This is a genomic window from Thioalkalivibrio sp. ALE23, from assembly GCF_000378545.1.
Lineage (GTDB): Bacteria > Pseudomonadota > Gammaproteobacteria > Ectothiorhodospirales > Ectothiorhodospiraceae > Thioalkalivibrio.
In genome coordinates this window covers 324,495-348,238 of sequence record NZ_KB900031.1, presented here as the reverse complement: position 1 = coordinate 348,238, position 23,744 = coordinate 324,495, and the positions used below count along the sequence as shown (strand labels likewise).

At 67.9% G+C, this 23,744-nt stretch carries 22 protein-coding genes; 13 read left to right on the top strand and 9 right to left on the bottom strand.

Annotated features, from left to right (window positions below; translation table 11 throughout):
• The first annotated feature begins 117 nt into the window (after nucleotides 1–117).
• Complete coding sequence (locus F573_RS0101695; RefSeq protein ID WP_019021226.1) at nucleotides 118–2,007, top strand: SurA N-terminal domain-containing protein; 1,890 nt, start codon at nucleotides 118–120, stop codon at nucleotides 2,005–2,007.
• A 127-nt stretch (nucleotides 2,008–2,134) separates the two neighbouring features.
• On the opposite strand, the gene F573_RS0101690 is transcribed toward F573_RS0101695, so the two are convergent.
• Together F573_RS0101690 and F573_RS0101685 are read right to left on the bottom strand one after the other, a co-directional pair.
• On the bottom strand, nucleotides 2,135–2,935 hold the full coding sequence (locus F573_RS0101690; protein WP_018870002.1) for an enoyl-ACP reductase: 801 nt from the start codon (nucleotides 2,933–2,935) through the stop codon (nucleotides 2,135–2,137).
• A gap of 88 nt (nucleotides 2,936–3,023) precedes the next feature.
• A complete protein-coding gene (locus F573_RS0101685) occupies nucleotides 3,024–4,616 on the bottom strand; it encodes a LysM peptidoglycan-binding domain-containing protein (RefSeq protein ID WP_051075349.1) in 1,593 nt (530 codons plus the stop codon).
• A 91-nt stretch (nucleotides 4,617–4,707) separates the two neighbouring features.
• Here F573_RS0101685 and F573_RS0101680 point away from each other — a divergent pair, with 91 nt between their 5' ends.
• The 3 genes from F573_RS0101680 to dnaQ are packed head-to-tail and all read left to right on the top strand — an operon-like array spanning nucleotide 4,708 to nucleotide 6,590.
• Nucleotides 4,708–5,382 (top strand): hypothetical protein, encoded by a 675-nt coding sequence (locus tag F573_RS0101680; RefSeq protein ID WP_019021224.1) that lies wholly within the window; start codon nucleotides 4,708–4,710, stop codon nucleotides 5,380–5,382.
• Nucleotides 5,375–5,836 carry a ribonuclease HI gene (gene rnhA / locus F573_RS0101675; RefSeq protein ID WP_019021223.1) on the top strand — a complete coding sequence of 154 codons (462 nt, stop codon included), beginning with the start codon at nucleotides 5,375–5,377 and terminating at the stop codon, nucleotides 5,834–5,836. Before F573_RS0101680 ends, rnhA begins: the two co-directional genes overlap by 8 nt.
• Before the next feature lie 37 nt (nucleotides 5,837–5,873).
• Complete coding sequence (dnaQ, locus tag F573_RS0101670) at nucleotides 5,874–6,590, top strand: DNA polymerase III subunit epsilon (RefSeq protein WP_019021222.1); 717 nt, start codon at nucleotides 5,874–5,876, stop codon at nucleotides 6,588–6,590.
• A gap of 7 nt (nucleotides 6,591–6,597) precedes the next feature.
• Here dnaQ and smpB read toward each other — a convergent pair whose 3' ends face one another.
• Nucleotides 6,598–7,077 carry an SsrA-binding protein SmpB gene (gene smpB, locus F573_RS0101665; protein ID WP_018869997.1) on the bottom strand — a complete coding sequence of 160 codons (480 nt, stop codon included), beginning with the start codon at nucleotides 7,075–7,077 and terminating at the stop codon, nucleotides 6,598–6,600.
• Between the two features lie 110 nt (nucleotides 7,078–7,187).
• Here smpB and F573_RS0101660 point away from each other — a divergent pair, with 110 nt between their 5' ends.
• The 3 genes from F573_RS0101660 to F573_RS0101650 are packed head-to-tail and all read left to right on the top strand — an operon-like array spanning nucleotide 7,188 to nucleotide 9,308.
• On the top strand, nucleotides 7,188–8,546 hold the full coding sequence (locus F573_RS0101660) for a sodium-dependent transporter (RefSeq protein WP_019021221.1): 1,359 nt from the start codon (nucleotides 7,188–7,190) through the stop codon (nucleotides 8,544–8,546).
• A complete protein-coding gene (locus tag F573_RS0101655; RefSeq protein WP_019021220.1) occupies nucleotides 8,546–8,986 on the top strand; it encodes a type II toxin-antitoxin system RatA family toxin in 441 nt (146 codons plus the stop codon). Before F573_RS0101660 ends, F573_RS0101655 begins: the two co-directional genes overlap by 1 nt.
• Nucleotides 8,979–9,308: an RnfH family protein gene (locus F573_RS0101650; protein ID WP_019021219.1), complete on the top strand. Its 330-nt coding sequence runs from the start codon at nucleotides 8,979–8,981 to the stop codon at nucleotides 9,306–9,308. The genes F573_RS0101655 and F573_RS0101650 overlap by 8 nt, the downstream gene beginning before the upstream one ends.
• 28 nt (nucleotides 9,309–9,336) lie before the next feature.
• Here F573_RS0101650 and F573_RS0101645 read toward each other — a convergent pair whose 3' ends face one another.
• Nucleotides 9,337–9,696, bottom strand: a complete 360-nt coding sequence (locus tag F573_RS0101645; protein ID WP_018869993.1) for an outer membrane protein assembly factor BamE — start codon at nucleotides 9,694–9,696, stop codon at nucleotides 9,337–9,339.
• Nucleotides 9,697–9,797: 101 nt separating this feature from the next.
• On the opposite strand from F573_RS0101645, the gene fur reads away from it, so the two are divergent.
• A complete protein-coding gene (gene fur / locus F573_RS0101640) occupies nucleotides 9,798–10,223 on the top strand; it encodes a ferric iron uptake transcriptional regulator (protein ID WP_019021218.1) in 426 nt (141 codons plus the stop codon).
• A 36-nt stretch (nucleotides 10,224–10,259) separates the two neighbouring features.
• On the opposite strand, the gene recN is transcribed toward fur, so the two are convergent.
• Together recN and F573_RS0101630 are read right to left on the bottom strand one after the other, a co-directional pair.
• Nucleotides 10,260–11,924: a DNA repair protein RecN gene (gene recN, locus F573_RS0101635; protein ID WP_019021217.1), complete on the bottom strand. Its 1,665-nt coding sequence runs from the start codon at nucleotides 11,922–11,924 to the stop codon at nucleotides 10,260–10,262.
• 1 nt (nucleotide 11,925) lies between these two features.
• Nucleotides 11,926–12,804, bottom strand: a complete 879-nt coding sequence (locus F573_RS0101630) for an NAD(+) kinase (RefSeq protein ID WP_019021216.1) — start codon at nucleotides 12,802–12,804, stop codon at nucleotides 11,926–11,928.
• A 115-nt stretch (nucleotides 12,805–12,919) separates the two neighbouring features.
• On the opposite strand from F573_RS0101630, the gene hrcA reads away from it, so the two are divergent.
• From hrcA to dnaJ, 4 genes are all read left to right on the top strand, one after another.
• Nucleotides 12,920–13,981, top strand: coding sequence for a heat-inducible transcriptional repressor HrcA (gene hrcA / locus F573_RS0101625; protein WP_018869989.1), 1,062 nt, complete (start codon nucleotides 12,920–12,922; stop codon nucleotides 13,979–13,981).
• A gap of 99 nt (nucleotides 13,982–14,080) precedes the next feature.
• Entirely contained in the window at nucleotides 14,081–14,659 is a 579-nt protein-coding gene (gene grpE / locus F573_RS0101620) for a nucleotide exchange factor GrpE (RefSeq protein ID WP_019021215.1), read from the top strand.
• 124 nt (nucleotides 14,660–14,783) lie between these two features.
• Nucleotides 14,784–16,718: a molecular chaperone DnaK gene (dnaK, locus tag F573_RS0101615; RefSeq protein ID WP_019021214.1), complete on the top strand. Its 1,935-nt coding sequence runs from the start codon at nucleotides 14,784–14,786 to the stop codon at nucleotides 16,716–16,718.
• Between the two features lie 137 nt (nucleotides 16,719–16,855).
• Nucleotides 16,856–18,001 (top strand): molecular chaperone DnaJ, encoded by a 1,146-nt coding sequence (gene dnaJ, locus F573_RS0101610; protein ID WP_019021213.1) that lies wholly within the window; start codon nucleotides 16,856–16,858, stop codon nucleotides 17,999–18,001.
• A 24-nt stretch (nucleotides 18,002–18,025) separates the two neighbouring features.
• On the opposite strand, the gene F573_RS0101605 is transcribed toward dnaJ, so the two are convergent.
• From F573_RS0101605 to epmB, 3 genes are read right to left on the bottom strand one after another with little or no spacing between them, the layout of a single operon-like run.
• Nucleotides 18,026–20,092: a GGDEF domain-containing phosphodiesterase gene (locus F573_RS0101605; protein ID WP_019021212.1), complete on the bottom strand. Its 2,067-nt coding sequence runs from the start codon at nucleotides 20,090–20,092 to the stop codon at nucleotides 18,026–18,028.
• Between the two features lie 18 nt (nucleotides 20,093–20,110).
• Complete coding sequence (locus tag F573_RS0101600) at nucleotides 20,111–21,976, bottom strand: hypothetical protein (protein WP_019021211.1); 1,866 nt, start codon at nucleotides 21,974–21,976, stop codon at nucleotides 20,111–20,113.
• A gap of 42 nt (nucleotides 21,977–22,018) precedes the next feature.
• Complete coding sequence (gene epmB / locus F573_RS0101595) at nucleotides 22,019–23,077, bottom strand: EF-P beta-lysylation protein EpmB (protein WP_051075360.1); 1,059 nt, start codon at nucleotides 23,075–23,077, stop codon at nucleotides 22,019–22,021.
• Between the two features lie 100 nt (nucleotides 23,078–23,177).
• Here epmB and efp point away from each other — a divergent pair, with 100 nt between their 5' ends.
• The gene (gene efp, locus F573_RS0101590) at nucleotides 23,178–23,741 is read left to right on the top strand and encodes an elongation factor P (RefSeq protein ID WP_019021209.1); all 564 of its coding nucleotides are present in this window, start codon (nucleotides 23,178–23,180) and stop codon (nucleotides 23,739–23,741) included.
• Nucleotides 23,742–23,744: the final 3 nt, after the last annotated feature.

Sequence of the window (23,744 nt, the reverse complement as noted above, 5' to 3'; positions counted from 1 at the left end):
ATTTCGAAAGGCGCCCTCCGGGGCGCCTTTTTTGTTGGTGTGTCCGACAGACGGCGAAGGGCGCGCCTGCTACCATTGATCTGTTTTCCCTGCTGAACCCGAACGGACAAAACCAGCATGCTGCAAGCAATTCGAGATCGGGCGACCGGCTGGCTCGCCTACGTAATCATCGGCCTGATCGCGGTCCCCTTCGCCCTGTGGGGCGTGGGCGAATACTTCGGCGGAGCCGGCGACATCGTGGCTGCCGAGGTCAACGGCGTGGACATCGATACCCGGTCCGTGCATCAGGAGGCGCGTGCCCAGCGGGATGAACTCCGCCGCATGTTCGGCGGCGAGATCCCGGACGAATTCGACGACGAGGGGATTCGGCTGCAGGCGCTGGAGAGCCTGATTCGCGAGACCCTGTTGCGTCAGGCGGCCGGTGATCTCGGGTTTACCGCCGCCAGCGAATCGGTGCGCCGCGAGATCCGCGCGATGCCGGTGTTTCAGGAGGGCGGGCAGTTCAGTCCGGAGCGCTATTCCCAGCTGTTGTCGGCCCAGCGCATCAGTCCCGCGGATTTCGAGGATGACATCGGTCGCTCGCTGGTGATGTCGCAGATCCAGACGGGCATCCGCGAGTCGGGTCGCTTCGACGAAGGCCTGGTGGACGAGTACGCCGCGCTGCGCAATCAGGTGCGGACGGTGAGCTGGCGGGTGTTCGCGGCGGAGGATTTCGATCGCCCCGGCGTGGTGGACGAGGACGCCGTTCAGGCCTACTACGAAGCGAATCCGGAGGAGTTCACGACCGCAGAGCGTTTGCGGGTGGAGTATCTTCAGCTCGATCCGGCATCGCTGGAAGAGGCCGTCGAGCTGAGCGAGGAAGACATCGTGGAGCACTACCGCGCCAACCGGTCGCGTTACGAGGAACCGGAACTGCGCGATGTTCGGGTCATTCGCCTGGCGGACGAGGACGACGCCGAGGCACGGATTGGCGAGCTGCATCAGCGGATCGAGGACGGCGAGGATTTTGCGGAGCTTGCCGAGGAATACTCCGAGGATTCCCTGAGCGCGCCGCGGGGCGGCCGCATGGGGGAGCTGGCCCGCGGGGATCTGGGATCGTCGACCCTGGAGACGGTGATCTTCAGTCTGCCCGAGGGGATGGTGAGCCAGCCGGTGCGGACCGATCAGGGCTGGTACATCATCCAGGTGACTGCGGTCGAGGATGCCCGCGCACAGCCGCTGGAGCAGGTGCGTGACGACGTGGAATCCGACCTGCGCGACCGGCGTGCCGAGCAGATGCAGATCGATGCGCTGGACGACCTGATGTCGCTGAGCGTCGAGTTTCCGGAAAGTCTGGAGCCCGCGGCCGAGGCGACCGGGCTGGAGATCCGCACGACCGACTGGTTCACCCGCGACTCGGGCAGCGGCATCGCGGACTCGCGTTCCGTGCGCGATGCGGCCTTCGGCGAGCGGGTGCGCGAGCGCGGAGAGAACAGCGATGCCCTGGATCTCGATGATGGCTCGACGATCGTGCTTCGCGTGGCCGAACGGGAAGAGGCGGAGCTGCGCCCGCTGGCCGAGGTCGAGGACGAGATTCGGGCCCGGCTGCAGGCCGAAGCGGCCGCCGAAGCGGCGCGCGAAGCCGGCGAGGCCCTGCTGGAAGACCTGCGAGAGGCTGACGACTGGGCGGCTGCCATCGAAGACGAGGGCAGCTGGACGCGCTCGCGCGAGCTGCGCCGGGATACCCGCGACGGTGACGTGCCGGACGGCCTGGTGGCACCGGTGTTCCGTCTGGCCGCACCCGGAGAGGACGGGCCGCGACTGGCGGGCCTGACGCTGTCCGGCGGTGACTTTGCCGTGGTGGCCCTGGAGGCGGTGCAGGCCGGGGGCATGCAGGAGGATCCGGCTCTGCGCCAGCAGGCCCGCGACCAGCTGCGCAACGCCTACGGCGGTGCCGAGATGCGTGCCTATCTGGCGTGGCTGGAGTCCGAGGCCGATATTCAGCGTTTTCCGGAGAACCTGGAGTAGAGGGAGTAGAGAAAGAGCCGGGCGGTACCCGGACCGCCCGGCCGCGCACGAGAAAGGCTCGGCCAGATGACTGGCCGGGCCTTTCTCGGTTCAGAGCCCCGGCGGCCGGCAGGCCGCTGCTTGTGGCCTAGCTGTCGAGGCCGATCTCGTGCTGGCCGAGGCCCACGGTGTTGTAACCGGAGTCGACGTACATCACCTCACCGGTGATTCCCGACGCCAGGTCGGAGCACAGGAACGCCCCGGCATTGCCAACCTGATCAATGGTGACGTTACGCCGCAGCGGGGCGTTGCTCTCGACATGGTCGAGGATGCGCTTGAAATCCCCGATCCCGGATGCCGCGAGGGTGCGGATGGGGCCGGCGGAGACGGCGTTCACGCGGGTGCCCTCCGGCCCGAGGGTGTAGGCCAGATAGCGGACATTCGCTTCGAGGCTCGCCTTCGCCAGACCCATCACGTTGTAGTTGGGCATGGATCGCTGGGCGCCAAGGTAGCTGAGCGTCAGGATGGAGGCATCGCGATCCTTCATCATCGCGCGTCCGGCCTTGGCGAAGGCCGCCAGCGAGTAGGAGCTGACATCATGCGCGGTGCGAAAGCCGTCGCGGGTCATGTTGTCGAGGAAATCGCCGTCCAGTTCCTCCTTGGGCGCATAGGCCACGGAGTGAACCAGAATGTCGACGCCGTCCCAGTAGTCGTCCAGGTGTTCGAAGACCTGTTCGATCTCTTCATCGCTCTCGACGTTGCAGGGGATCAGGATGTCCGAGTCGAAATCGGCGACCAGTTTTTCCACGCGGTCGCGCATCCGTTCGTTCTGATAGGTGAAGGCCAGCTCCGCGCCCTCCCGGTGCAGCGCCGCGGCGATGCCATAGGCGATGGAACGGTTGCTGGCGACCCCGACGACCAGGGCGCGCTTGCCGGTGAGAAAGCCCATGAAACTCTCCTTGCTGGTTTGATGCGATTGGCGTCGCGGACGCGTGTTCCCGGGATCATACCGATGTGCCCCGGGTCGGGCCAGCGCGTCAGGTGTCCGCGCGGGCGACGGTCGCGTCGTCGTGATCGATGTGCAGGACCAGGGTCTCGCCGGCGCGGATGCGGTCGCCGTTAAGGCCGTTCCAGCGCCGCACGTCTTCCACCGAGACCTCGAAGCGCCGGGCGATGCCGGACAGCGAATCCCCCGGGCGGACCTCGTAGTGCACCGTGCCTTCATCGCCGTGTGCCGCCGCGACCTGCAGTACATCCCCGGGCTGCAGGGTGGTGTCGCGCCCGAGGTCGTTGACCCGGCGCAGCTCGCTCAGGCTCATGCCGGTGGACTGGCTGATGGTCCAGAGGCTGTCGCCGCGGCGGACTTCGTATTCCGTCAGTGAATCCGCATCGCCGGCCTCGGCGACGGCCGTGGCGGCCCCGGCGTCGTCCCCGCCCACCGGCAGGCGCAGGGTCTGGCCCGCGCGAATCAGGTCGCCATTGAGATCGTTCATCTGCCGCACGACCGCGACCTCGGTGCCGGCGTCGCGCGCGATACGGCCGAGGTTGTCGCCCGCGCGCACGGTGTATTCGCGGAAACGCAGTAGCGGATCGTCGCCGTGTTCCGCCAGCGCGGTTTCCAGACGGTCCGCGGCTTCGGCCGGCACGAACAGGTGCCGCGCATGTTCGGGATGCGTGGCGTGCCGGTGGTAGCCGGGGTTCAGGCGTTCCAGCTCGGCGGTATCCAGCTCGGCCATGTCCGCGACCAGGGCCAGATCCGCCTGGCGTTCCGGGCGGACGATCTCTAGCGCCGGTTCGTTGGCCACGGGGGTCAGGGTCACGCCGTGTTCATCCGGCGCGCGGAACAGCTCGCGCAGGGCCAGCAGGCGGGGAACGTAGGCATGCGGTTCGGCCGGCAGGTCAAGGCTCCAGTAGTCGGTGTCGCGGCCCTGCGCGGCATTGGCCTCCATCGCCCGGCGGACGTTCCCCTGGCCCCAGTTGTAGGCGGCCAGGGCGAGGTACCAGTCGTCGAAGCGGGAATGCAGGTATTCGAGATAGTCGAGTGCCGCCAGGGTCGACTGGTAGACATCGCGCCGGCCGTCGTACCAGTCGTCGCGGTGCAGGTCGAAATGATCCCCGGTGGACGGTATGAACTGCCAGATCCCGGCGGCACGTCCGCTGGAGGTGGCTTCCGGGGCATAGCCGCTCTCCACGATGGGAAGCAGCAGGAGTTCCGCCGGCATGTCACGAGCCTCGAGCTCCGACAGGATAAAATAGGCGAAGGGTTCGGCCCGCCGCGTGGAGAGTTCGATGATCCGCGGCTGATCGCGATAATGGTCGAGATAACGCTGGACGCGATCGTGGTCGAGTTCGTCGCTGAAACCGTAGTTCAGCCGGGCACGTTCCCACAGGTCGTCGGTTTCGGCAGCACGCTTTTCCGCCTTTTCGGCCTGGCGCTGCATGGCGGATTCGACGTCCTGGGCGTCGTAGGTGCGCGCCTGTGGGGTACGCGCCTCGGCCGGACTCCCGGTACCGGTGTCGGCGGTATCCAGTGACCGCTCGCGGTCGTGTAGGCTACAACCGGAGAACAGGGCCACGGTAACGGCGAGGGCCAGCGGGCGAACGGGAACAGCGGGGCATCGAAGTTTCATGGGGACGAAGGATAAACCAGCCAACCCGGAGCACCAAGCACGCGCACGCGATTGCCTCGCCCGGTGGTATGCCCAGCCTCAGGGCCAGCGGGTGCGCGCGCGCCTGCTGGACCGCATGCGCCGCCACGCGACCGGGAGCCCGCTGAACGTCGCGGTGGAGCTGGCGCCGGCGCCGTTGATGGATCCCGACGCCCCGGATCAGGCACGGGTGCTGCGCGTGGCGGATCCGGGGGCGCAGGTCCGGATCGATCCGGAGGCCTGGGCGCTGGAATCCGCCGGGGCACGGATCATCGTGCTGGGCCATCCCTGCAGCTGGAGTCCGGAGCCGCAGGTGGTGGTCAACGAGGCCGCCCGGGTGCTGGAGCCCGAGGGGCATCTGTTCATGCTGGAGGCCAACCGGCTGCACGGCGATCCGGAGGCGGGCCTCTGGCCGTCCCCGCTGCCCGAGGGGCTGCGCAGCGTACGCTATCGGGGGATGCTGGCGGCCGCCGGCCTGGAAGTGCTGGAGCAATGGAACCTCAGCGTGCTGCCGCCCGGCCTGCCGGTGGCCTGGCAGCGCCGGCTGGCACGCCTGGACCGCTGGGCTCTGCGTGGACTTCCCCCGCTGGCCGGGGTCATTCTGACCATCGCGCACAAGCGGGTGGAGGAGCCCCTGCGGCCGGCACGAGCGCTGCGCTTCGCGCCGCCGACGGGTGCTCCCGGCGTGGCCGTTTCGCGCGTATCATGCGCCGGCGAACGCGGCCGAACGAGGGACGGCAATGAGTGACGACGACGAGCGGGTGTACATCTATACCGACGGCGCCTGCCGCGGCAACCCCGGTCCCGGCGGCTGGGGGGCGGTGCTGCGCTACCGTGGGCACGAGCGCGAGCTGTACGGCAGCGAGGCCGAGACCACCAACAACCGCATGGAGCTGACCGCGGCCATCCGCGCGCTGGAGACCCTGCAGCGACCCTGCCGGGTGGAGCTGGTGACCGACTCCAAGTATGTGAAGCAGGGCGTGACCGAATGGCTGCCCGGCTGGAAACGGCGCAACTGGCGCTCGGCCAGCGGCCAGCCGGTGAAGAACCGGGACCTGTGGGAAGCCCTGGATGCCGAGGCGGCGCGCCATTCCATCGAGTGGTACTGGGTCCGCGGCCACAGCGGGCACCCGGAGAACGAACGCGCCGACGAGCTGGCGAATGCCGGCATCGACGAACTCCTGAGCGGGGCGGCCAGCTGAGCCATCCGCGGGACGACCGAACCGAAGGGAACGCAACATGCGCCAGATCGTGCTGGACACCGAGACCACCGGCCTGGAACCGGCGGACGGGCACCGCATCATCGAGATCGGCTGTCTGGAGGTGGACAATCGCCGGCCGACCGGCCGGGTGTGGCATCACTTCATTCAGCCGGATCGTGAGATCGATGCCGGTGCGGTGGCGGTGCACGGGATCGACAACGAGTTTCTCGCGGACAAGCCGCGTTTCGCCGACCTGGCGGGGGAATTCGTGGAGTTCGTGCGCGGGGCGGAACTGGTGATTCACAACGCCCCGTTCGACATCGGCTTTCTCGATCACGAGCTGGCGCTGCTGGGCGACCAGGCGCCGGCGGGCTCCATCGGCGAGATCTGCGGGGTGCTGGATTCGCTGGTGCTGGCGCGGCGCATGCATCCGGGCAGCCGCAATTCGCTGGACGCGCTGTGCAAGCGCTACGGGGTGGATGCCTCGGACCGGACGCTGCACGGCGCGCTGCTGGACGCGGAGCTGCTGGCCGATGTCTATCTGGCGATGACCGGCGGGCAGGTGAGCCTGACCCTGGACAGCGACAGCGAGCAGGATACGGGGGATCAGGCGCCGGCGCGGGCACGGCGTTCGGGGCAGCCCCTGCCGGTCGTGGAGCCGTCGGCGGAAGAGGCGGCCGCCCATGCCGAGCTGCTGGCGGTGCTGGACGAGGCGGCCGGGGGTGCCTGTCGCTGGCGCGCGGCCCGCGAGTGAGCCCGCATCAGCCGTTCTTCATGATGCGCGCGCGTTCGCGCTGCCAGTCCTTTTCCTTCTTGTCGGCGCGCTTGTCGTAGGCCTTCTTGCCCTTGGCCAGGCCGATCTCCACTTTGGCCCGGCCGCGTTTCCAGTACAGGGCCAGCGGGACCAGGGTGAAGCCGCGGCGTTCCACCGCACCAATCAGTCGGTTGATCTCGGAGCGGTGCAGCAGGAGCTTGCGCGTGCGGCTCGGATCCGGATTGATGTGCGTGGAGGCGGTGGGCAACGGAGTGAAATGGGCGCCGAACAGGTATGCCTCGCCGTTGCGCAGCAGGACATAGGCTTCGCTGATCTGTGCGCGGCCGGCCCGCAGCGACTTGACCTCCCAGCCCTCGAGGGCCAGCCCGGCTTCCAGCCGGTCCTCGATGTGGTAGTCGTGACGCGCGCGGCGGTTGAGCGCGATGGTACTGGAGCCGTCCCCGGCGGTTTTCTTCTTCTTGCCCATGGGGGCGGAGTGTACTCCAGGCGTCAACGGCGGGCATCCATGGACCGGCACTCAGTTGAGTGCCGGCCGGCCTTGGCTCACAATCCACGGGCAAAAACACGGAGATCCGCATGCCACCCACCGCATCGATCCATGGTCAATGGACCACCCGTCTGGCCTTCATCCTCGCGGCGACGGGCTCGGCCGTCGGGCTCGGGAACATCTGGCGTTTCCCCTACATCGCCGGCGAGAACGGCGGTGGCGCCTTCGTGCTGGTGTATCTGGGCTGCATATTGCTCATCGGCCTGCCGGTGATGATCGCCGAGATCATGCTGGGCCGGCGCGGGCGCCAGTCGCCGATCAACACCATGACCAGCCTGTCGCGCGAGGAGGGGGTGTCGACCGGCTGGGCCTCCATCGGCTGGATCGGCGTGGTGACCGGTTTCCTGATCCTGTCGTTCTACTCGGTGGTCGCGGGCTGGGCCCTGTCGTACATCTTCAAGAGCGGGGCGGGCGGCTTTGTCGGCCTGGACGCCAGTGGCTCCGAGGCGATGTTCGACGGCATGCTGGCCTCCCCCGAGGCGCTGCTGGCCTGGCACACCATCTTCATGGTGATGGTCGGCATCGTGGTCGCGCGCGGGGTGCAGTCGGGGCTGGAGAAGGCGGTGACCATCCTGATGCCGTTGCTGTTCGTGATGCTGCTGGTGATGGTCGGCTACGCGGTGGTGCAGGGGAACTTCGGCGAAGGCCTCGCATTCATGCTGGCGCCGGACTTCTCCGAGCTGTCCGCCAACGCGGTGCTGCTGGCCATGGGGCAGGCCTTCTTTACCCTGAGTCTGGGCATGGGCGCGATCATGATCTACGGCAGCTATCTGCAGAGTGATGCCTCCATCCCGCGCACCGCCGGGGTCGTGGTGGGGGCGGATACCCTGGTCGCGATCGTGGCCGGCCTGGCGATCTTCCCGATCGTGCTGGGCGCCGGGCTGTCGCCGGGCGAGGGGCCGGGGCTGATCTTCGTGACCCTGCCGCTGGCCTTCGGCGAGATGCCCGGCGGGCTGATCTTCGGCACGGTGTTCTTCATCCTGCTGAGCTTCGCGGCCTGGACCTCGGCGATCTCGATCGCCGAGCCGGCGGTGGCCTGGCTGGTGGAAACCGTGGGCATGACGCGGGTGGCCGCGACCACGGTGCTGGCGATCGCGGCATGGACTCTGGGGATCGCCGCGCTGCTGTCGCTCAACGTCTGGTCGGACTACACCCTGTTCGACATGGGCGTACTCGATTTCCTCGACTACCTGACCGCGAATATCCTGCTGCCGCTGGGCGGATTCCTGATCGCCGTGTTCGCCGGCTGGCGCATGACTCGCGGGTCGGTGAGTGCGGAGCTGGCGATGCGCTCCCCGGCGCTGTTCGGGTTGTGGTACTTCCTGGTGCGTTTCGTCGCGCCGGTCGCGATCCTGCTGGTGTTCCTGCGTGCGGTGGAGCTGATCTGATGGGCTCGAAGATCCAGCGTTCGGCCGACGTTCCGTATTCGCGCGAGCAGATGTTCGACCTGGTCGACGACATCGACTCTTACCCGGAATTCCTGCCGGGCTGTCGCAGCGCGTCCTCCCGCAACCGGACCGAGACCCAGGTGGAGGGTACCATCGAGCTCGCCAAGGGGGCGCTGCACAAGTCGTTCACCACCCGCAACACGCTGCGGCGGCCGGAGTCCATCGACATCCGTCTGGTGAAGGGGCCGTTCCAGCGCCTGCACGGCACCTGGCGCTTCACCGAGCTGGAGGGCGGCGGCACGCGCATTTCGCTGGAGCTGGAATTCGAGTTCGCCAGCCGGCTGATGTCGTTCGCGATCGGCCCGGTGTTCCACCAGATCGCCAACTCCCTGGTGGACGCCTTCGTCCGCCGCGCGCAGGAGGTGCACGGGAATGGCTGAGGCAGACGATGGTGGCGAGGGGCCGATGACGGTCGAGGTCGCCTATGCGCGGCCCGACCGTCAGGTGATCCTGTCGCTGGAGGTCTCGCCCGGAACGACCGTCGAGCAGGCGCTGCGCCAGTCCGAGATCGACCGGCAGTTTCCGGAGATCGATCTGGACAATGCGAAGGTGGGGATCTTCGGCAAGATTACCCGCCGCGATACCGTGCTGCGGTCGCGCGACCGGGTGGAGATCTACCGCCCGCTGATTGCCGACCCGAAAGAGGTGCGGCGCCAGCGTGCCGGCAAGGGCAAGACGAAAGAAAAGGGCGGGGAGGCGTGACCCCGGTGACGCGGCCCGCCCGTCTCCCTCAGTCGTCCATGTCCACCGGGTGGTCCTCCAGGGCGACCGGCTGGGGCACGTCGGAGTCGATGTAGGCGACCACGCCGTCCTGGAAATACACGCTCACGCGCTGGCGTTCGGTGGGGCCGATCCCCGGACGCCGGTAATAGACATAGTCCCAGCGGTCCTCGCTCTTGAAGGCCGCGTCCAGTTGCGGCGTCCCCAGCAGGAAACGCACCTGGCCGGGCGTCATGCCGGGCTGGACTCGCGCCACGTCGGTGGCGTCGATCACGTTGCCCTGCTGCACGTCGAGACGGAACTGGTTAAAGCCACTGCACGCGGTAAGCGTGCTTGCGGCGACCGCGATAGTAATGAGAATCTTGTACATCGAGCGCGCGGGACCTTGAACGAGTCTGGGAACGCGCATGGTACACCAAAGCATCCGGTGGCTCTCAATGCCCGGAGCCCGACGCGATGCAGGGATCGTGCATGGAAACGAGCAATCTCAAGAAGGCCGGTCTGAAAGTCACGCTGCCGCGGATGAAGATCCTGGAGATCCTGGATCAGTCGGAGACGCGGCATCTCACGGCCGAGGCGATCTACCGCGAGCTGCTGGATTCCGGCGAGGAGATCGGCCTGGCCACGGTGTATCGCGTGCTCACCCAGTTCGAGGCCGCCGGCCTGGTCTGCCGGCTCCATCTGGAGGGCAACCAGGCGGTGTTCGAGCTGGAGCGCGGCGGCCACCACGACCACATCGTCTGCAACCAGTGCGGGCGGGTCGAGGAGTTCTACGACGAGACCATCGAACAGCGTCAGCAGCAGATCGCCTCGGACTACGGGTTTTCGATCCGGGATCATGCCCTGGTGCTGTACGGCGACTGCAGCGACGAGGCCTGCCCCCGCCGCCCCGCCTGAACCCTCTCCCCACCGGGCTTCGCCGGGGGAGTCGTCTCAGTCCCCGGGCGTTTGCAGCAGCTCCCGTGCGTGGGCGCGGCTGCTCTCGGTGAGGGCACTGCCGCCAATCAGGCGGGCCAGGGCGTCTACCCGGTCTTCGTGATCGAGACGCCGGATGCTGGTGCGGGTGTGATCCTCGGCCGTGGTCTTGGCCACTTCCAGCTGATGATGGGCCTGTGCGGCGACCTGCGCGAGATGGGTGACGCACAGCACCTGGTGGCGTTCCCCCAGCCGCCGCAGCTTGCGCCCGACGACCTCGGCCACCGCGCCGCTGATGCCCGAATCGACCTCGTCGAAGATCAGGGTGGGCACGGTCTGTTGCTGGCTCGCGAGCACCTGCAGGGCCAGGCCGATACGCGACAGTTCGCCGCCCGATGCCACCCGGGCCAGCGGCTGCGGGGTCTGGCCGGGGTTGGCGGCGACGCGGAATTCCACCCGGTCGGCGCCATGGGCGCGCGGTTCGTCGTCGGGTTCCACGGCGATCTCGAAACGTCCGCCGGCCATGCCCAGTTCCTGCATGGTCTCGGTGACAGCGGTCTCGATGCGCCGCGCGGCCTGCTCGCGTGCGCGGGTGAGTTCCGCCGCGGCGTCTTCCAGCGCGGAACGTGCCTGCGTGGCTCGGGTTTCCAGTTCTTCCACCGTGCGGTCCCCGGATTCCAGATGCTCCAGTTCGTCCATCAGGCGCCGGTGCAGGCCGGGCAGTTCCTCCGGTTCGACCCGGTGCTTGCGCGCCAGACGCAGGTACTCCCCCAGTCGCGCATCCAGCTCCGCCAGGCGCTGCGGGTCGGGGTCGATGTCCTCGGCCAGCCGGCGCAGGGTGTCCCCGGCCTCGTCGATCTGGATGCGGGCCGACTCCAGCAGCTCGATCCCGGGCTGCAGGCGGTCGTCATGGCGGGCCGCCTCCTGCAGCCGGTGCAGCATCTGGCCGAGCAGGGCATCCAGCCCGTTGTCCTCGCCGATGGTGGCGTCGGCGGCCTGGAGGGCCTGCAGGACCTCGGTGCCGTGCGCCAGCCGGCTCTGTTCGGTGGAGAGCTCGGGGTATTCGTCGGGTTCCGGCGCCAGTTCGGCCAGTTCGCCGGTCTGAAAGCGCAGCAGGTCCAGCCGGTCGCCGGCCTCGGCCAGTTCCGCACGGGCCTTTTCCAGGGCGCTGCGGACCTCGCGCCATTGCTGGAAGGCGGTAGACACCGCATGGCACAGGGGCGCCTCGACAAAGCCGTCCAGCCAGGCCCGCTGGGTATCGCGCCCGAGCAGCTGCTGATGGGCATGCTGCCCGTGGATGTCGACCAGCCACTGGCCCAGTTCCCGCAGCTGGGTAACGGTTGCGGGGCGCCCGTTGATCCAGGCGCGGCTCTTGCCCTGGCGCGTCAGCACGCGGCGCAGCAGGAGCGGGTCGCCGTCCTCGCCGGCCAGACCGGCCTCGGCGAGCCAGGCATGCGCCGGGCTGTTGTCCGGCAGTTCGCATTCGGCGCCCAGCTCGGCCTGTTCGGCGCCCTCGCGCACCATGGAGGCGTCGGCGCGGTCGCCCAGCAGCAGGCCGACCACGTCAACCAGGATGGACTTGCCCGCCCCGGTCTCGCCGGTCAGGGCGTTGAGGCCGTCGTCGAGCTCGAGTTCGAGTTCGTCGACGATGGCGAAATCGCGGATGTGGATCAGGCGCAGCATGTCAGGGCTGTTCTCCCCAGCGCAGCTTGGAACGCAGCATGCGCAGGAACTGGTGATTGTGCGGGTGGATCAGGGTCATGCCGTATTCCCGGCGGCGGATGCGCAGGCGGTCGCCGGGCCCGAAGTCGACGTTCTCCTGACCGTCCAGCGCGACCTGTGCCGGCGAGCGGCTGTCGGGGGACAGCTGGATCTCGATGACCGAATCACCGCCCACCACCAGCGGGCGGTGGTTCAGGCTGTGCGGCGCGACCGGGACGATCACCATGCCGTCCATCTGCGGGGTGAGGATGGGGCCGCCGGCCGACAGGGCGTAGGCGGTGGAGCCGGTGGGCGTGGCCACCACCAGCCCGTCGGCCCGCAGGCGCCCGACGTCCACGCCATCGATGGTGGTGTCGAACTCGATGATGCGCACCACGCTGAGTACGTGCAGCACGGCATCGTTGACCGCGACCCCGGTGTGCACGGTCACGCCGTCGCGCACCACTTCGGCCTCCAGCATGGAGCGCGGTTCCAGCACGTAGGCGCCGTCCAGGACCTCCCCCAGTTCCTCCGCCGCGGTATCGGGGGATACGTCGACCAGGAAGCCCAGGCGGCCGAGATTGATCCCCAGCAGCGGCGTGCCGATCCCGGCGGTGACCCGGGCGGTCGCCAGCAGGGTGCCGTCGCCGCCGATCACGATCAGCAGGTCGGCTTCGCGCGCCAGCTCGCCGACCGGCCGGATCGGTACGTCGGCCGGGCGCTGGAAGCCCTGGATGTCGGCCTCCATCAGTATGTGTCGCTCGCGCTCGCACAGCAGCTGTACCAGCCGCTCCACCAGCGGAGCGGTGCGCGGGTCGTTGGCCTTGCCGATCAGGCCGACGGTCTTGAACTCTGGCATCATGCCGGCATTATCCGGAAAACGGGGCGGTCCTGCACGCGGCCGCTTGACGGCGGGGCGCGGTCCCCGAACACTTGGACGGTTGTGGCACTCGTCCGGAAGGAGCGCTGACAGAAACATGAACGACTCGTCGATTCAGCTGGATGCCCGCGAGCGGACCCTGCTGCGGACGCTGATCGAGAGCTATATCAGCGATGGTCAGCCGGTGGGGTCCCGCAACCTCGCGCGCGCCTCGGGCCTCAAGGTGAGCGCCGCGACGGTGCGCAACGTGATGGCCGATCTCGAGGATCGAGGCCTGATCCAGGCGCCGCACACCTCGGCCGGGCGGGTTCCGACCACCGCCGGCTACCGGCTGTTCGTCGACAGCCTGCTGGAGGTGCGCAAGCCCAGTCGCGAGCAGATCGATGCGATCGAATCGCGCTTCGATCCCGGCGCCTCCACCCAGGACCTGCTGGACAGCGCCAGCAGCGTGCTGTCCCAGGTGACGCGCATGGCCGGGATGGTGCGGCTGCCGCGGCATCGCAACGTCGCGTTGTCGCAGATCGAGTTCCTGCGGCTGGGCGAGGGCCGGGTGCTGGCGATCCTGGTGATCGACGGCCGCGAGGTGCAGAATCGCGTCCTCGAACTGGAGCGGGACTTCAGTCAGGACGACCTGCAGCGCATGGCCAATTATCTCAACGCGCATCTCGCGGGGAAGAGCCTGCATACGGTGCGCGCCGAACTCCTGCGGGAAATGCGCGAGGTGCGCGACGACCTGGACGCGCAGATGCTGGCCGCCATCGACCTGGGCGAACAGGCGCTGGGCGACGAGGACCCCGACGATGTCGTCGTGGCCGGCCAGACCCAGCTGCTGGGCTACGAGGAGCTTTCCGACATGGAGCGCCTGCGGCAGCTGCTGGAAGCGTTCAACGAGAAGCGAGAGATCCTCGGCATCCTCGACCAGTGCATCCGCGGCGACCGGGTGCAGATCTTCATCGGCCGCGAGTCGGGTCTCGACTGGTTCGAGAACTGCTCGGTGGTGACCGCGCCCTACAGCGTGGAAGGCGAGGTGGTGGGTGTGCTGGGTGTGATCGGCCCGACGCGCATGTCCTACGACCGGGTCGTGCCCATCGTGGACGTCACCGCACGATTGCTGGGCTCGGCCTTGAATGTGCGCGGGGAATCCCCAGACTCCCAGTAAACACCGCGAAGGCGGGGCCGCGAGCCCCGCCTTCCTGCTTGTGCGCCGGCGACAGGCGGCGCCCGTCCGAACAACACTCGATACGAACGCGAGGGAAGCATGTCCGAACAGCCGGAATCCCGGGAAACCCCCGAAAACGAAGCGCAGGAGTCGCCCTCCCCCGAGGAACAGGAAGCGGCCGCGGCGGCCGGCGAGGCCGATCGCGTCCAGGAGCTGGAGGCGCTGGCCGAGGAGCGGCGCGACCAGGCCCTGCGCGCGCAGGCCGAGCTGGAGAACCAGCGCCGGCGCTTCGAACGCGAGCTGGAGAACGCGCACAAGTATGCGATGGAGAAATTCGCCTCCGAGATGCTGGAGGTCTGTGATTCCCTGGAGATGGGGCTGCAGGCCGCGCGCGAGTCGCAGGACGTGGACCGCGTCATCGAGGGCGTGGACCTGACCCTCAAGAACCTGCACAAGGTCTTCGACAAGTTCGGCATCCAGGCCGAGGAGCCCACCGGCGAGCGTTTCGATCCGGAGCGCCATCAGGCGATGTCGATGCAGGAGGATCCCGAGCAGCCGCCGAACACCGTGGTCGCGACCATGCAGAAGGGTTACATGCTGCAGGACCGGGTCCTGCGTCCGGCGATGGTCATGGTCTCGAAGGCGCCCAGTTCCCCGGGCATCGACGAGAACGCCTGACCACTCGCCGGTCACGAATTCCGGCCGGGGCGGTTGAAAAGGCCGCCACGGCCCCCAGATCACCGTACAAACGGGCAGGGGCGTCCCCTGTGCCGCGAACTTTCAATTTCAGGAGAATTCAGCCATGGGCAAGATGATCGGAATCGACCTCGGGACCACCAACTCCTGCGTCGCCGTGATGGAAGGCGACCAGGCCAAGGTCATCGAGAACGCCGAGGGCGCGCGCACCACGCCGTCCATCGTCGCGTTCAGTGAAGATGGCGAGGTGCTGGTCGGCCAGGCCGCCAAACGCCAGGCGGTGACCAACCCGCACAACACCATCTTTGCGGCCAAGCGACTGATCGGCCGCAAGTTTGACGAGGGCGAAGTGCAGAAGGACATCGACCTCGTCTCCTACAGCATCGTCAAGGCCGACAACGGCGACGCCTGGGTCGAGGTGCAGGGCAAGAAGATGGCCCCGCCGGAGATCTCCGCGCGCGTGCTGCAGAAGATGAAGAAGACCGCCGAGGATTACCTCGGGGAAGAAGTGACCGAAGCGGTCATCACCGTGCCGGCCTACTTCAACGACTCGCAGCGCCAGGCGACCAAGGACGCCGGCAAGATCGCCGGGCTGGAGGTCAAGCGCATCATCAACGAGCCGACGGCCGCCTCGCTGGCCTACGGCATGGACAAACAGCGCGGTGACCGCAAGATCGCGGTGTACGACCTGGGCGGTGGTACCTTCGACATCTCGATCATCGAGATCGCCGAGGTGGACGGCGAGCACCAGTTCGAGGTGCTGGCGACCAACGGTGATACCTTCCTCGGCGGCGAGGACTTCGACAATCGCCTGATTGACTACCTGGCCGACGAGTTCAAGAAGGACCAGGGCATCGACATCAAGGGCGATCCGCTGGCCATGCAGCGCGTGAAGGAAGCCGCCGAGAAGGCGAAGATCGAGCTGTCCTCCGCGCAGCAGACCGAGGTCAACCTGCCGTACATCACGGCCGACAATACCGGGCCCAAGCACCTGGCGATCAAGGTCACCCGGGCCAAACTGGAGAGCCTGGTCGAGGACCTGATCCAGCGCTCCATCGAGCCCTGCAAGGTCGCCCTGAAGGACGCCGGCCTGTCCGCCTCCGAGGTGGACGACGTGATCCTGGTCGGCGGTCAGACCCGCATGCCCAAGGTGCAGGAAGCGGTCTCCGGCTTCTTCGGCAAGGATGCGCGCAAGGACGTGAACCCGGACGAGGCGGTCGCGGTCGGCGCCGCGGTGCAGGCCGGCGTGCTGGGCGGCGACGTCAAGGACGTGCTGCTGCTGGACGTGACCCCGCTGTCGCTGGGCATCGAGACCATGGGCGGCGTGATGACCAAGCTGATCGAGAAGAACACCACCATCCCGACCCGGGCGCAGCAGGTGTTCTCCACCGCCGAAGACAACCAGACCGCGGTGACCGTGCACGTGCTGCAGGGCGAGCGCGACATGGCCAGCGCCAACAAGTCGCTGGGCCGCTTCGACCTGCAGGACATCCCGGCGGCGCCGCGCGGCGTGCCGCAGATCGAGGTCACCTTCGACATCGACTCCAACGGCATCCTGAACGTCTCGGCCAAGGACAAGGCGACCGGCAAGGAGAACAAGATCGTCATCAAGGCCTCCTCCGGCCTGTCCGAGGACGAAGTCGAGCAGATGGTCAAGGACGCCGAGGCCCATGCCGAAGAGGACAAGAAGTTCCAGCAGCTGGTGCAGGCGCGCAACCAGGCCGATGCCATGGTGCACTCCGCCGAGAAGTCGCTCAGTGATTCGGGCGATCAGGTCTCCGACGAGGAACGCTCCGAGATCGAGTCGGCGGTGAGCGAGGTCAAGACCGCGATGGAAGGCGACGACGCCGAGGCCATCGAGCAGGCCACGCAGAAGCTGACCGAAGCCTCCGGCAAGATCGCCGAGAAGGCCTACGCGCAGCAGGGCGGTGACGCCGGGGCGGCCGATGCCTCCGGGGAAGCCGGTGGCCAGCAGCAGGGCGACGACGTGGTCGACGCCGAGTTCGAGGAAGTCGACGACAACGACAAGAAGAACGGCTGATCGGCCGTGGCCGGCCGGCCACGCGCCGGCCGGTTTCCCTTGCCAGCCACCACGCCCGGGCCCGCGCATGCGCGAACCCGGGCGCTTTCGTTCCCGGCAACGGCTGAACGCCCCGGACCATCCGCAGGAAAACGATCATGGCAAAACGCGATTACTACGAGGTGCTGGGGGTGTCGAAGGACGCCTCCGCCGCCGACATCAAGAAGGCCTTTCGCCGTCTGGCGATGAAGTATCACCCCGACCGCAACCCCGGGGATGAAGATGCCGAGGCCCGTTTCAAGGAGGCCCGCGAGGCCCACGACGTCCTCAGCGACGACCAGAAGCGGGCGGCCTACGACCGCTACGGCCACGCCGGCGTGGACGGTTCGGCCGCCGGCGGCTTCGGCGGCGGTGCCGGAGGGTCCAACTTCAGCGACATCTTCGAGGACATCTTCGGCGACATCTTTGGTGGCGGCGGCGGTCGCGGCGGGCAGCGTGCCTACCGCGGCTCCGATCTGCAGTACAACCTCGAGCTGACGCTGGAGGAAGCGGTGTTCGGCACGGAGGTGCAGATCCGCATTCCCACGACCAGCAGCTGCGAGGCCTGTGACGGCTCGGGCGCGGAACCGGGCACCTCCACCGAAACCTGCCCGACCTGTAATGGCATGGGGCAGGTCCGCATCCAGCAGGGATTCTTCTCGGTGCAGCAGACCTGCCCGCGCTGCCAGGGAAGTGGACGCATCATCCCCACGCCCTGCAAGGCCTGCGGCGGTCAGGGCCGGGTGCAGGAGCAGAGCACCCTGGACGTCAAGGTCCCTGCCGGAGTGGACACCGGCGACCGCATCCGCCTGTCCGGACAGGGCGAGGCGGGCCTCAACGGCGGCCCGCCGGGGGACCTCTACGTGCAGGTGCGGGTCAAGCCGCACCAGCTGTTCCGCCGCGATGGCAACGACCTGCACTGCGAGGTCCCGATTTCCTTCGCCACCGCCGCGCTGGGCGGCGAGCTGGAGGTGCCGGCGCTGGACGGCCGGGTGAACCTCAAGATCCCGCCGGAGACCCAGAGCGGCAAGCAGTTCCGGGTCAGCGGCAAGGGCGTGAAATCGGTGCACGGCGGCGGCGTGGGCGACCTGATCTGTCGCGTGGTGGTGGAGACGCCGGTCAACCTGACCAAACGGCAGAAGGATCTGCTGCAGGAGTTCGAGGAAGAGACCCGGGCCGGCGGCACCAAGCACAGCCCCAAGGAACACTCCTTCTTCGACGGGGTGCGCTCGTTCTTCGACGACCTGAAGTTCTGGTCGAAATAGGGCCGGGAGCCGGCCCCGAGCGCGTCAGACGGACTCGAAGTCGAAGTCCGGCTCGGGCATCGGGGCCTGCAGGAAGAAGCCCTGCACGAGGTTGACGTTCAGGCCGTACAGCACGGCCAGCGCCGAGGCATCCTCGATGTGGGGGACGATGACCTGCTTGCCCTTGGCGTGGGCGGCCTCGGTGTATTCGCGGATCGTCTCCTGGTTTTCCTCGCTTTCGGCAAGATCCTTCACGAACGAGGCGTCCAGCTTGATGTGGTCGGCATCCAGGTGCTGCAGCAGCTGGAACGGCTTGAGGCCGTTGCCGAAATCGTCCACGCACAGGTGACCGTGCATTTCCTTCAGCCCGCGGCCCACGTTCATCGCCGGCTTGAGATGGGTGACGATGGTCGGTTCCTTGAGTTCCACCACCACGTTGTCCGCGGGGATGCGCAGGGCGTGCAGGTCGTCGTTCAGCCAGGTCAGGACGGACGGGTCGCCCAGCGAACCGTTGGTCAGCTTGAGGAAGAACTGCGTGCGCGAGTCCTTCTTCAACTGCCGGGCCAGCACCGCCAGGGCATGGCGCAGGATCCAGCGGTCGATCCGGGTCGCCACTTCGGTGCGTTCGGCGCTGGGCAGGAATTCCACCGGCTCGTGTACCGTGCCGTCGGGATCCAGCAGGCGCACGAACACGCTGTAACGCGGACGGTCGGCGCCGTGCAGGTTGACCACCGGCTGATAGCGCAGCTCCAGACGGTTCTCCTCCAGCGCCTCGAGTATGCGGTTCTTCCATTGCTGATCCAGCTGCGCCTGGGTCAGCTCGCCCTCGGCGGGGCGGTAGAAGCGATGGGTGCCGCCACCGGCCTTCACCGCGTCCTCCAGGGCACGGTCGGTCTGCGCCAGCAGTTCCTCGGTATCCGGCGCGGTCTCGTCGGCGATGACCCCGCCGGCCGAAACGCTGCCATGGGTGGACAGCGTGCCCACCTCGAACACCCGCGAGGCGATGGCCTCCTGCAGTGCATCCAGGCGTTCTTCCGCGGCGGCCTGCTGGGCTTCGGGCAGCAGCACACCGAAGCGTTCGGCCTCCAGCCGTGCGACCACCGCGGTTTCCGGGAAATGGCTCTCGATGATCTGGCCGACGTCGGCCAGCATCAGGTCGGCCCCGGACATCCCGGCGTTGGCGCGGATTTCGGGGAAATGGTCCACCGCCACGGTCAGCAGGGCGAAGGGCTTTTCGGTTTCCGCGGCCCGGGTGCGCGTGGTTTCGATGGCGTCCTGGAAGTACTGTCGGTTGTACAGGCCGGTGACCAGGTCGCGCTGTGACAGATAGTCGATCTTCTGCGCCAGCTCCTTGTCTTCGCCGGAGCTGAGCTGGACCTGGGTCGCGGCCTCGCCTTCCACGGTCGTGGAGGACAGGTGCAGCTCCGCCTCGAAGGCCTCGCCGTCCATCGTGCGCAACTGGAAACGTTGCGCCATGGCCTCCTCGCTGCCCTCCTGGTAGCTGCGCAGGAAGCGCTTGAGGTCGTCGCGGCTCTCCGGCGCGACCAGATCCATCAGCGGCAGGCCCTCGATGTCGTCGGGGTCGTCAACGCCGAAGCGTTCGCGCCAGGAGGCGTTGGCGTACACATGCATGCCGTCATGGATGTAGGCGATGGCGTCGCGCGAGTTGTCCAGCAGCAGCTGGCTGCGCCGCTCGGACTCCTGCAGCGAGTTCTCCATGCGCTTGATCTGCTGGCGCAAATGCAGCGAGTCGGCCGCACGCAGGGTCAGGATCGCGGTGAGCTCCACCAGCTGATGGTCCACCACGGCGAATACACCGGCCTCGTAGTCGGGCAGGCGTTCCTCCTCCGGGCGTTCCGTCATCAGGACCAGGGGGGTGCGGCGGCCACTGGCCTGCAGGGCCGCATCCACGTCGCTGCGCGCCAGATTCAGCCCGGGTTCGGTGAAGACGACGACGTCGAAGCGGGTTTCACGCAGCGCCGCGGTCAGGCCCTCGCCGTCATCGACCTGCTCCGGGCGAACCGCGCAGCCACGCGACCGGATACTGCTGATGACCTGCTCCGCCAGGTTGGGGTTGGCGGTCACGAAGAGGACGCGAATGGATTCGATCATGGAAGTGGGGGTACTCGGTTAATGCGGGTCCAGGGAGAGCGCATCTCCCGCATCCGGGGTTCCCGGCTCGTCGGTCGGGGCTTCATCCAGCTCGATATCGGTCATGCGGCAGCCGACTTCGGTGAACAGTGTAGTGCCCGTGCGCTCTGCGTCCAGCGCCAGTACGCGTGCGCGGCCGTTGAGCCAGACGACCAGACGATTTTCGTGATCGAATTCCTGTGCCGGCAGGAACAGCGCCGCTCCGTCCTGGCCCACGCGCACCGGCGTGAACAGGCCCGGCCGGGCCTCGCGAATCGCACGACCGGCGCGGAAGAGCTGGATCAGTACCGGCATGCAGCGCTGTGCAAGGTACTCCACGCCAATGCTGATCTCGTCGTCGGTTTCGAAACGGATCCAGCGCAGCACGCCGACGGTCCAGCCGATCTGTTCCGGGTCCTGTTCCCGCAGTCCGACCAGGTCGCCGATCAACAGGGTCTGTTGCGGGTTCTGCAGGCGCAGACGAACCCCGCCCGCGCCAATGTCCTCGACCTGCCAGTGCTCGGGCTGCTGACGCTTGACGATGGGGGCCTGCGGCTCTTCGTGGTCGGCGATCTCGAGACCACGACCGACATCTTCCCATGCGTGTCCGGCGCGGTCGGTGCCACGGTCGGCCAGCGGACGGGGGTCATCGTCGGGCTCCGTCGCATGCGGTTCGTCGGACAGGCTGAGGCCGCTGTCGGCACGCGCGGCCTCCGACATCCGGATGACGTTCACGGTGGCCGGCCGCCCGTCCGGGTGAACGTCGTCGTCACCGGTGTCGGGGACCGCGGCGTCGGTCGGGGCAGGGCGTGCGGGGCCCTTGCGGCTGTCCAGCGCGGCCTGCATGTAGGCCTGGATGCGGGTCAGGCCGAACAGGCAGTAACGCTGTTCGTCGGCCGTCTCGCGCGAGTGGCGACGGGTCGGCAGCCGCGACCACAGGCGCAGCATGCGTTCGGCCAGCGTGCGACCGTCAGCCCGGCGTGCGGGGTCCAGCGATTCGGGCTGGTTGCGCAGGGCCTCCAGCAGGGTCCCGAGTTCGACATGCGTGCTGCTTTCGCCGGGCGGCAGGTTGCGCAGGACCAGACCGGGCGGGTGGTCGGTGTCCAGATCCGCGCGCAGGACCGGGAGGTCCGGGTGTTCTTCGGGGCTCGGGGCTTCGCTGCAGGCGACCGGGAGGCCGGCGATCCAGTGGGCCAGGAGGTCGATGTCGCCGATTTCCAGGGCATTCACGCCGGTGCTGCCAAGCACGAACAGGCGTGCCGTGGTGGCATCGATCGAATCCGGGCCGAGCGGGCTGATCGCGGTTTGGCGCAGGGCCTTTTGCCGATCCACTCCCAGCTCGCGGGCGAACCACAGCAGACCGTAGATCTGTCGCCACAGGCCCCGAGGAAGCGGCTGATACAGCCGCCAGTGATGGATGGCCAGCGCGGCCAGGGCATCCATGGCGGCCTGCAGGTGCGGGGTGGCCTTCTCGCGCGAGGCCTTGTTGCCGGGCACGCTGACCGGGGTCAGCAGCAGATGCATGTTCGCCAGTTCGCGCAGCGCGTCACCGAAGATCCGGGCGCGGTGCAGGCTGCGTTCGGCCAGCGGCAGTGGCCGCCGGCGCAGCCCGCGTTCCACCTCCGGGATCAGGGGCAGCAGGTGTTCTTCGATGATGTCCGCGAGTTCGTCGCGCACACCGGGCTTGAGGGCGACCCGGTTGAGCGAGCCGAGCAGGGCACAGAGTTTTTCGAACGCCGTCTCGCGGTCGGCGCGGGGCAGCTCCTCGCACCAGGCCCGCAGCGCCCTGGCAGTGTGCGGCGGGAACCCCTCGGGGCTGGGTTCCGCCTCGGGAAGGGGAGGGAAAACGGCATCCGAATCGATCATGGTCTGTTCCGGAAAGTGGGAAGATCCCCTGAAGGTACCCGATCAAAAGTCAGGGTAAAAGTCGGGGAATGACGTTTCGCCGTCAGCCGGTATTCCGGCGATCGGGGTTTTGCCCGGTTCACCGGCGATTTCGCGCACCCGGCGGGGGAGCAGGTAGCCCGGGAGTCGGCGGTGCATTTCCCGGTAAATGGCGGCGGCGCGGTCTGGAGGCACCTCGAAGTGCGCGGTGCCGCGGGTGCGGTCCAGGCAGTGCAGGTAATACGGCAGCACGCCGTGGCGAAAACCGCTCTCCTGCAGTTCGACCAGGGTGTCGGCGTCGTCGTTGACCCCGGCCAGCAGCACGGCCTGGTTGAGCAGGGTGATGCCGCTCGCCCGCAGGCGTTCCAGCGCGCGATCGGCCGGGGCCGCGAATTCGCGCGGGTGGTTGGCATGCAGCACCACCACGTGCTGCAGGCGCCCCTGCCCCAGCCAGCCCAGCAGGGCGTCGTCCACCCGCTCCGGCAGCACCACCGGCAGGCGGGTGTGGATGCGCAGGCGTTCGAGGTGGGGAATGGCTTCCAGACGCGCCACCAGCCGCGCCAGCCGGGTGTCGGACTGGCTCAGGGGGTCGCCGCCGCTGAGGATGACCTCGTGGATGTCGGGGTGCGCCGCGAGATAGTCCAGTGCCGGGCCCCAGTCGTCGCGTGCGGGGTTGTGGTCGGCGTAGTCGAACTCGCGGCGGAAGCAGTAACGGCAGTGGATGGCGCAGGCCCCGGTGGTCAGCAGCAGGGCGCGTCCGGCGTATTTGTGCGCCACGCCCGGCGCGGCCAGCGCGTCATGGTCGCCGACCGGGTCGGCGACGAAGCCGGGCACCTCGTCGGTCTCTTCCGCCAGCGGAAGCACCTGGCGCAGCAGTGGATCCTTCGGTTCGCCGGGCACGATGCGGGCGAGCCAGCTCTCCGGTACCCGGATCGGGAAGCTGGCGTGTCCGGCCTGCATCCCGGGCAGGTGCTCCGGGGCGAGGGACAGGCGCCGGGCGAGGGTGGCCGGGTCGCGGATCGCGGTAGCCAGCGACTGTTGCCAGCGGGGCGTATGGGTTGCCGGCGGCGTACGCGTTATCATGATCGGATTTTTGGGCATGGTCGGTTCCCGGCGGGACGGCCGGCCCGCGTCGTTTGAACGGCTGGAAGAACTGGCTGGAAACCTTCGAGGACTACGCGCAATGGCAACCTACAGTACCAACGAATTCAAGGGCGGTCTCAAACTCCTGCTGGACGGCGATCCGATGTCCATCGTCGAGAACGAGTTCGTCAAGCCGGGCAAGGGGCAGGCCTTCAACCGCGTGAAGCTGCGCAACCTGCGCACCGGGCGCGTGGTGGAGAAGACCTTCAAGTCGGGCGAGTCGGTGGAAGCCGCCGACGTGCTCGAGACCGAGATGCAGTATCTCTACAACGACGGCGAGTTCTGGCACTTCATGACCCCGGAGAGCTTCGAGCAGTATGCGGTGAGCAAGGCCGCACTCAATGGCTCCGACCAGTGGCTGAAGGAACAGGACATGTGCACCGTGACCCTGTGGAACGGCGAGCCGCTGTCGGTGGAGGCCCCGTCCTTCGTCGAGCTGCAGATCACCCAGTGCGACCCGGGCATCCGCGGCGACACCGCCCAGGGCGGCACCAAGCCGGCCACGCTGGAGACCGGCGCAGTGGTCAAGGTGCCGCTGTTCGTCGAGGAGGGTGAATCCATCAAGGTGGACACCCGCAAGGGTGAATACGTCTCGCGCGTCTGAACC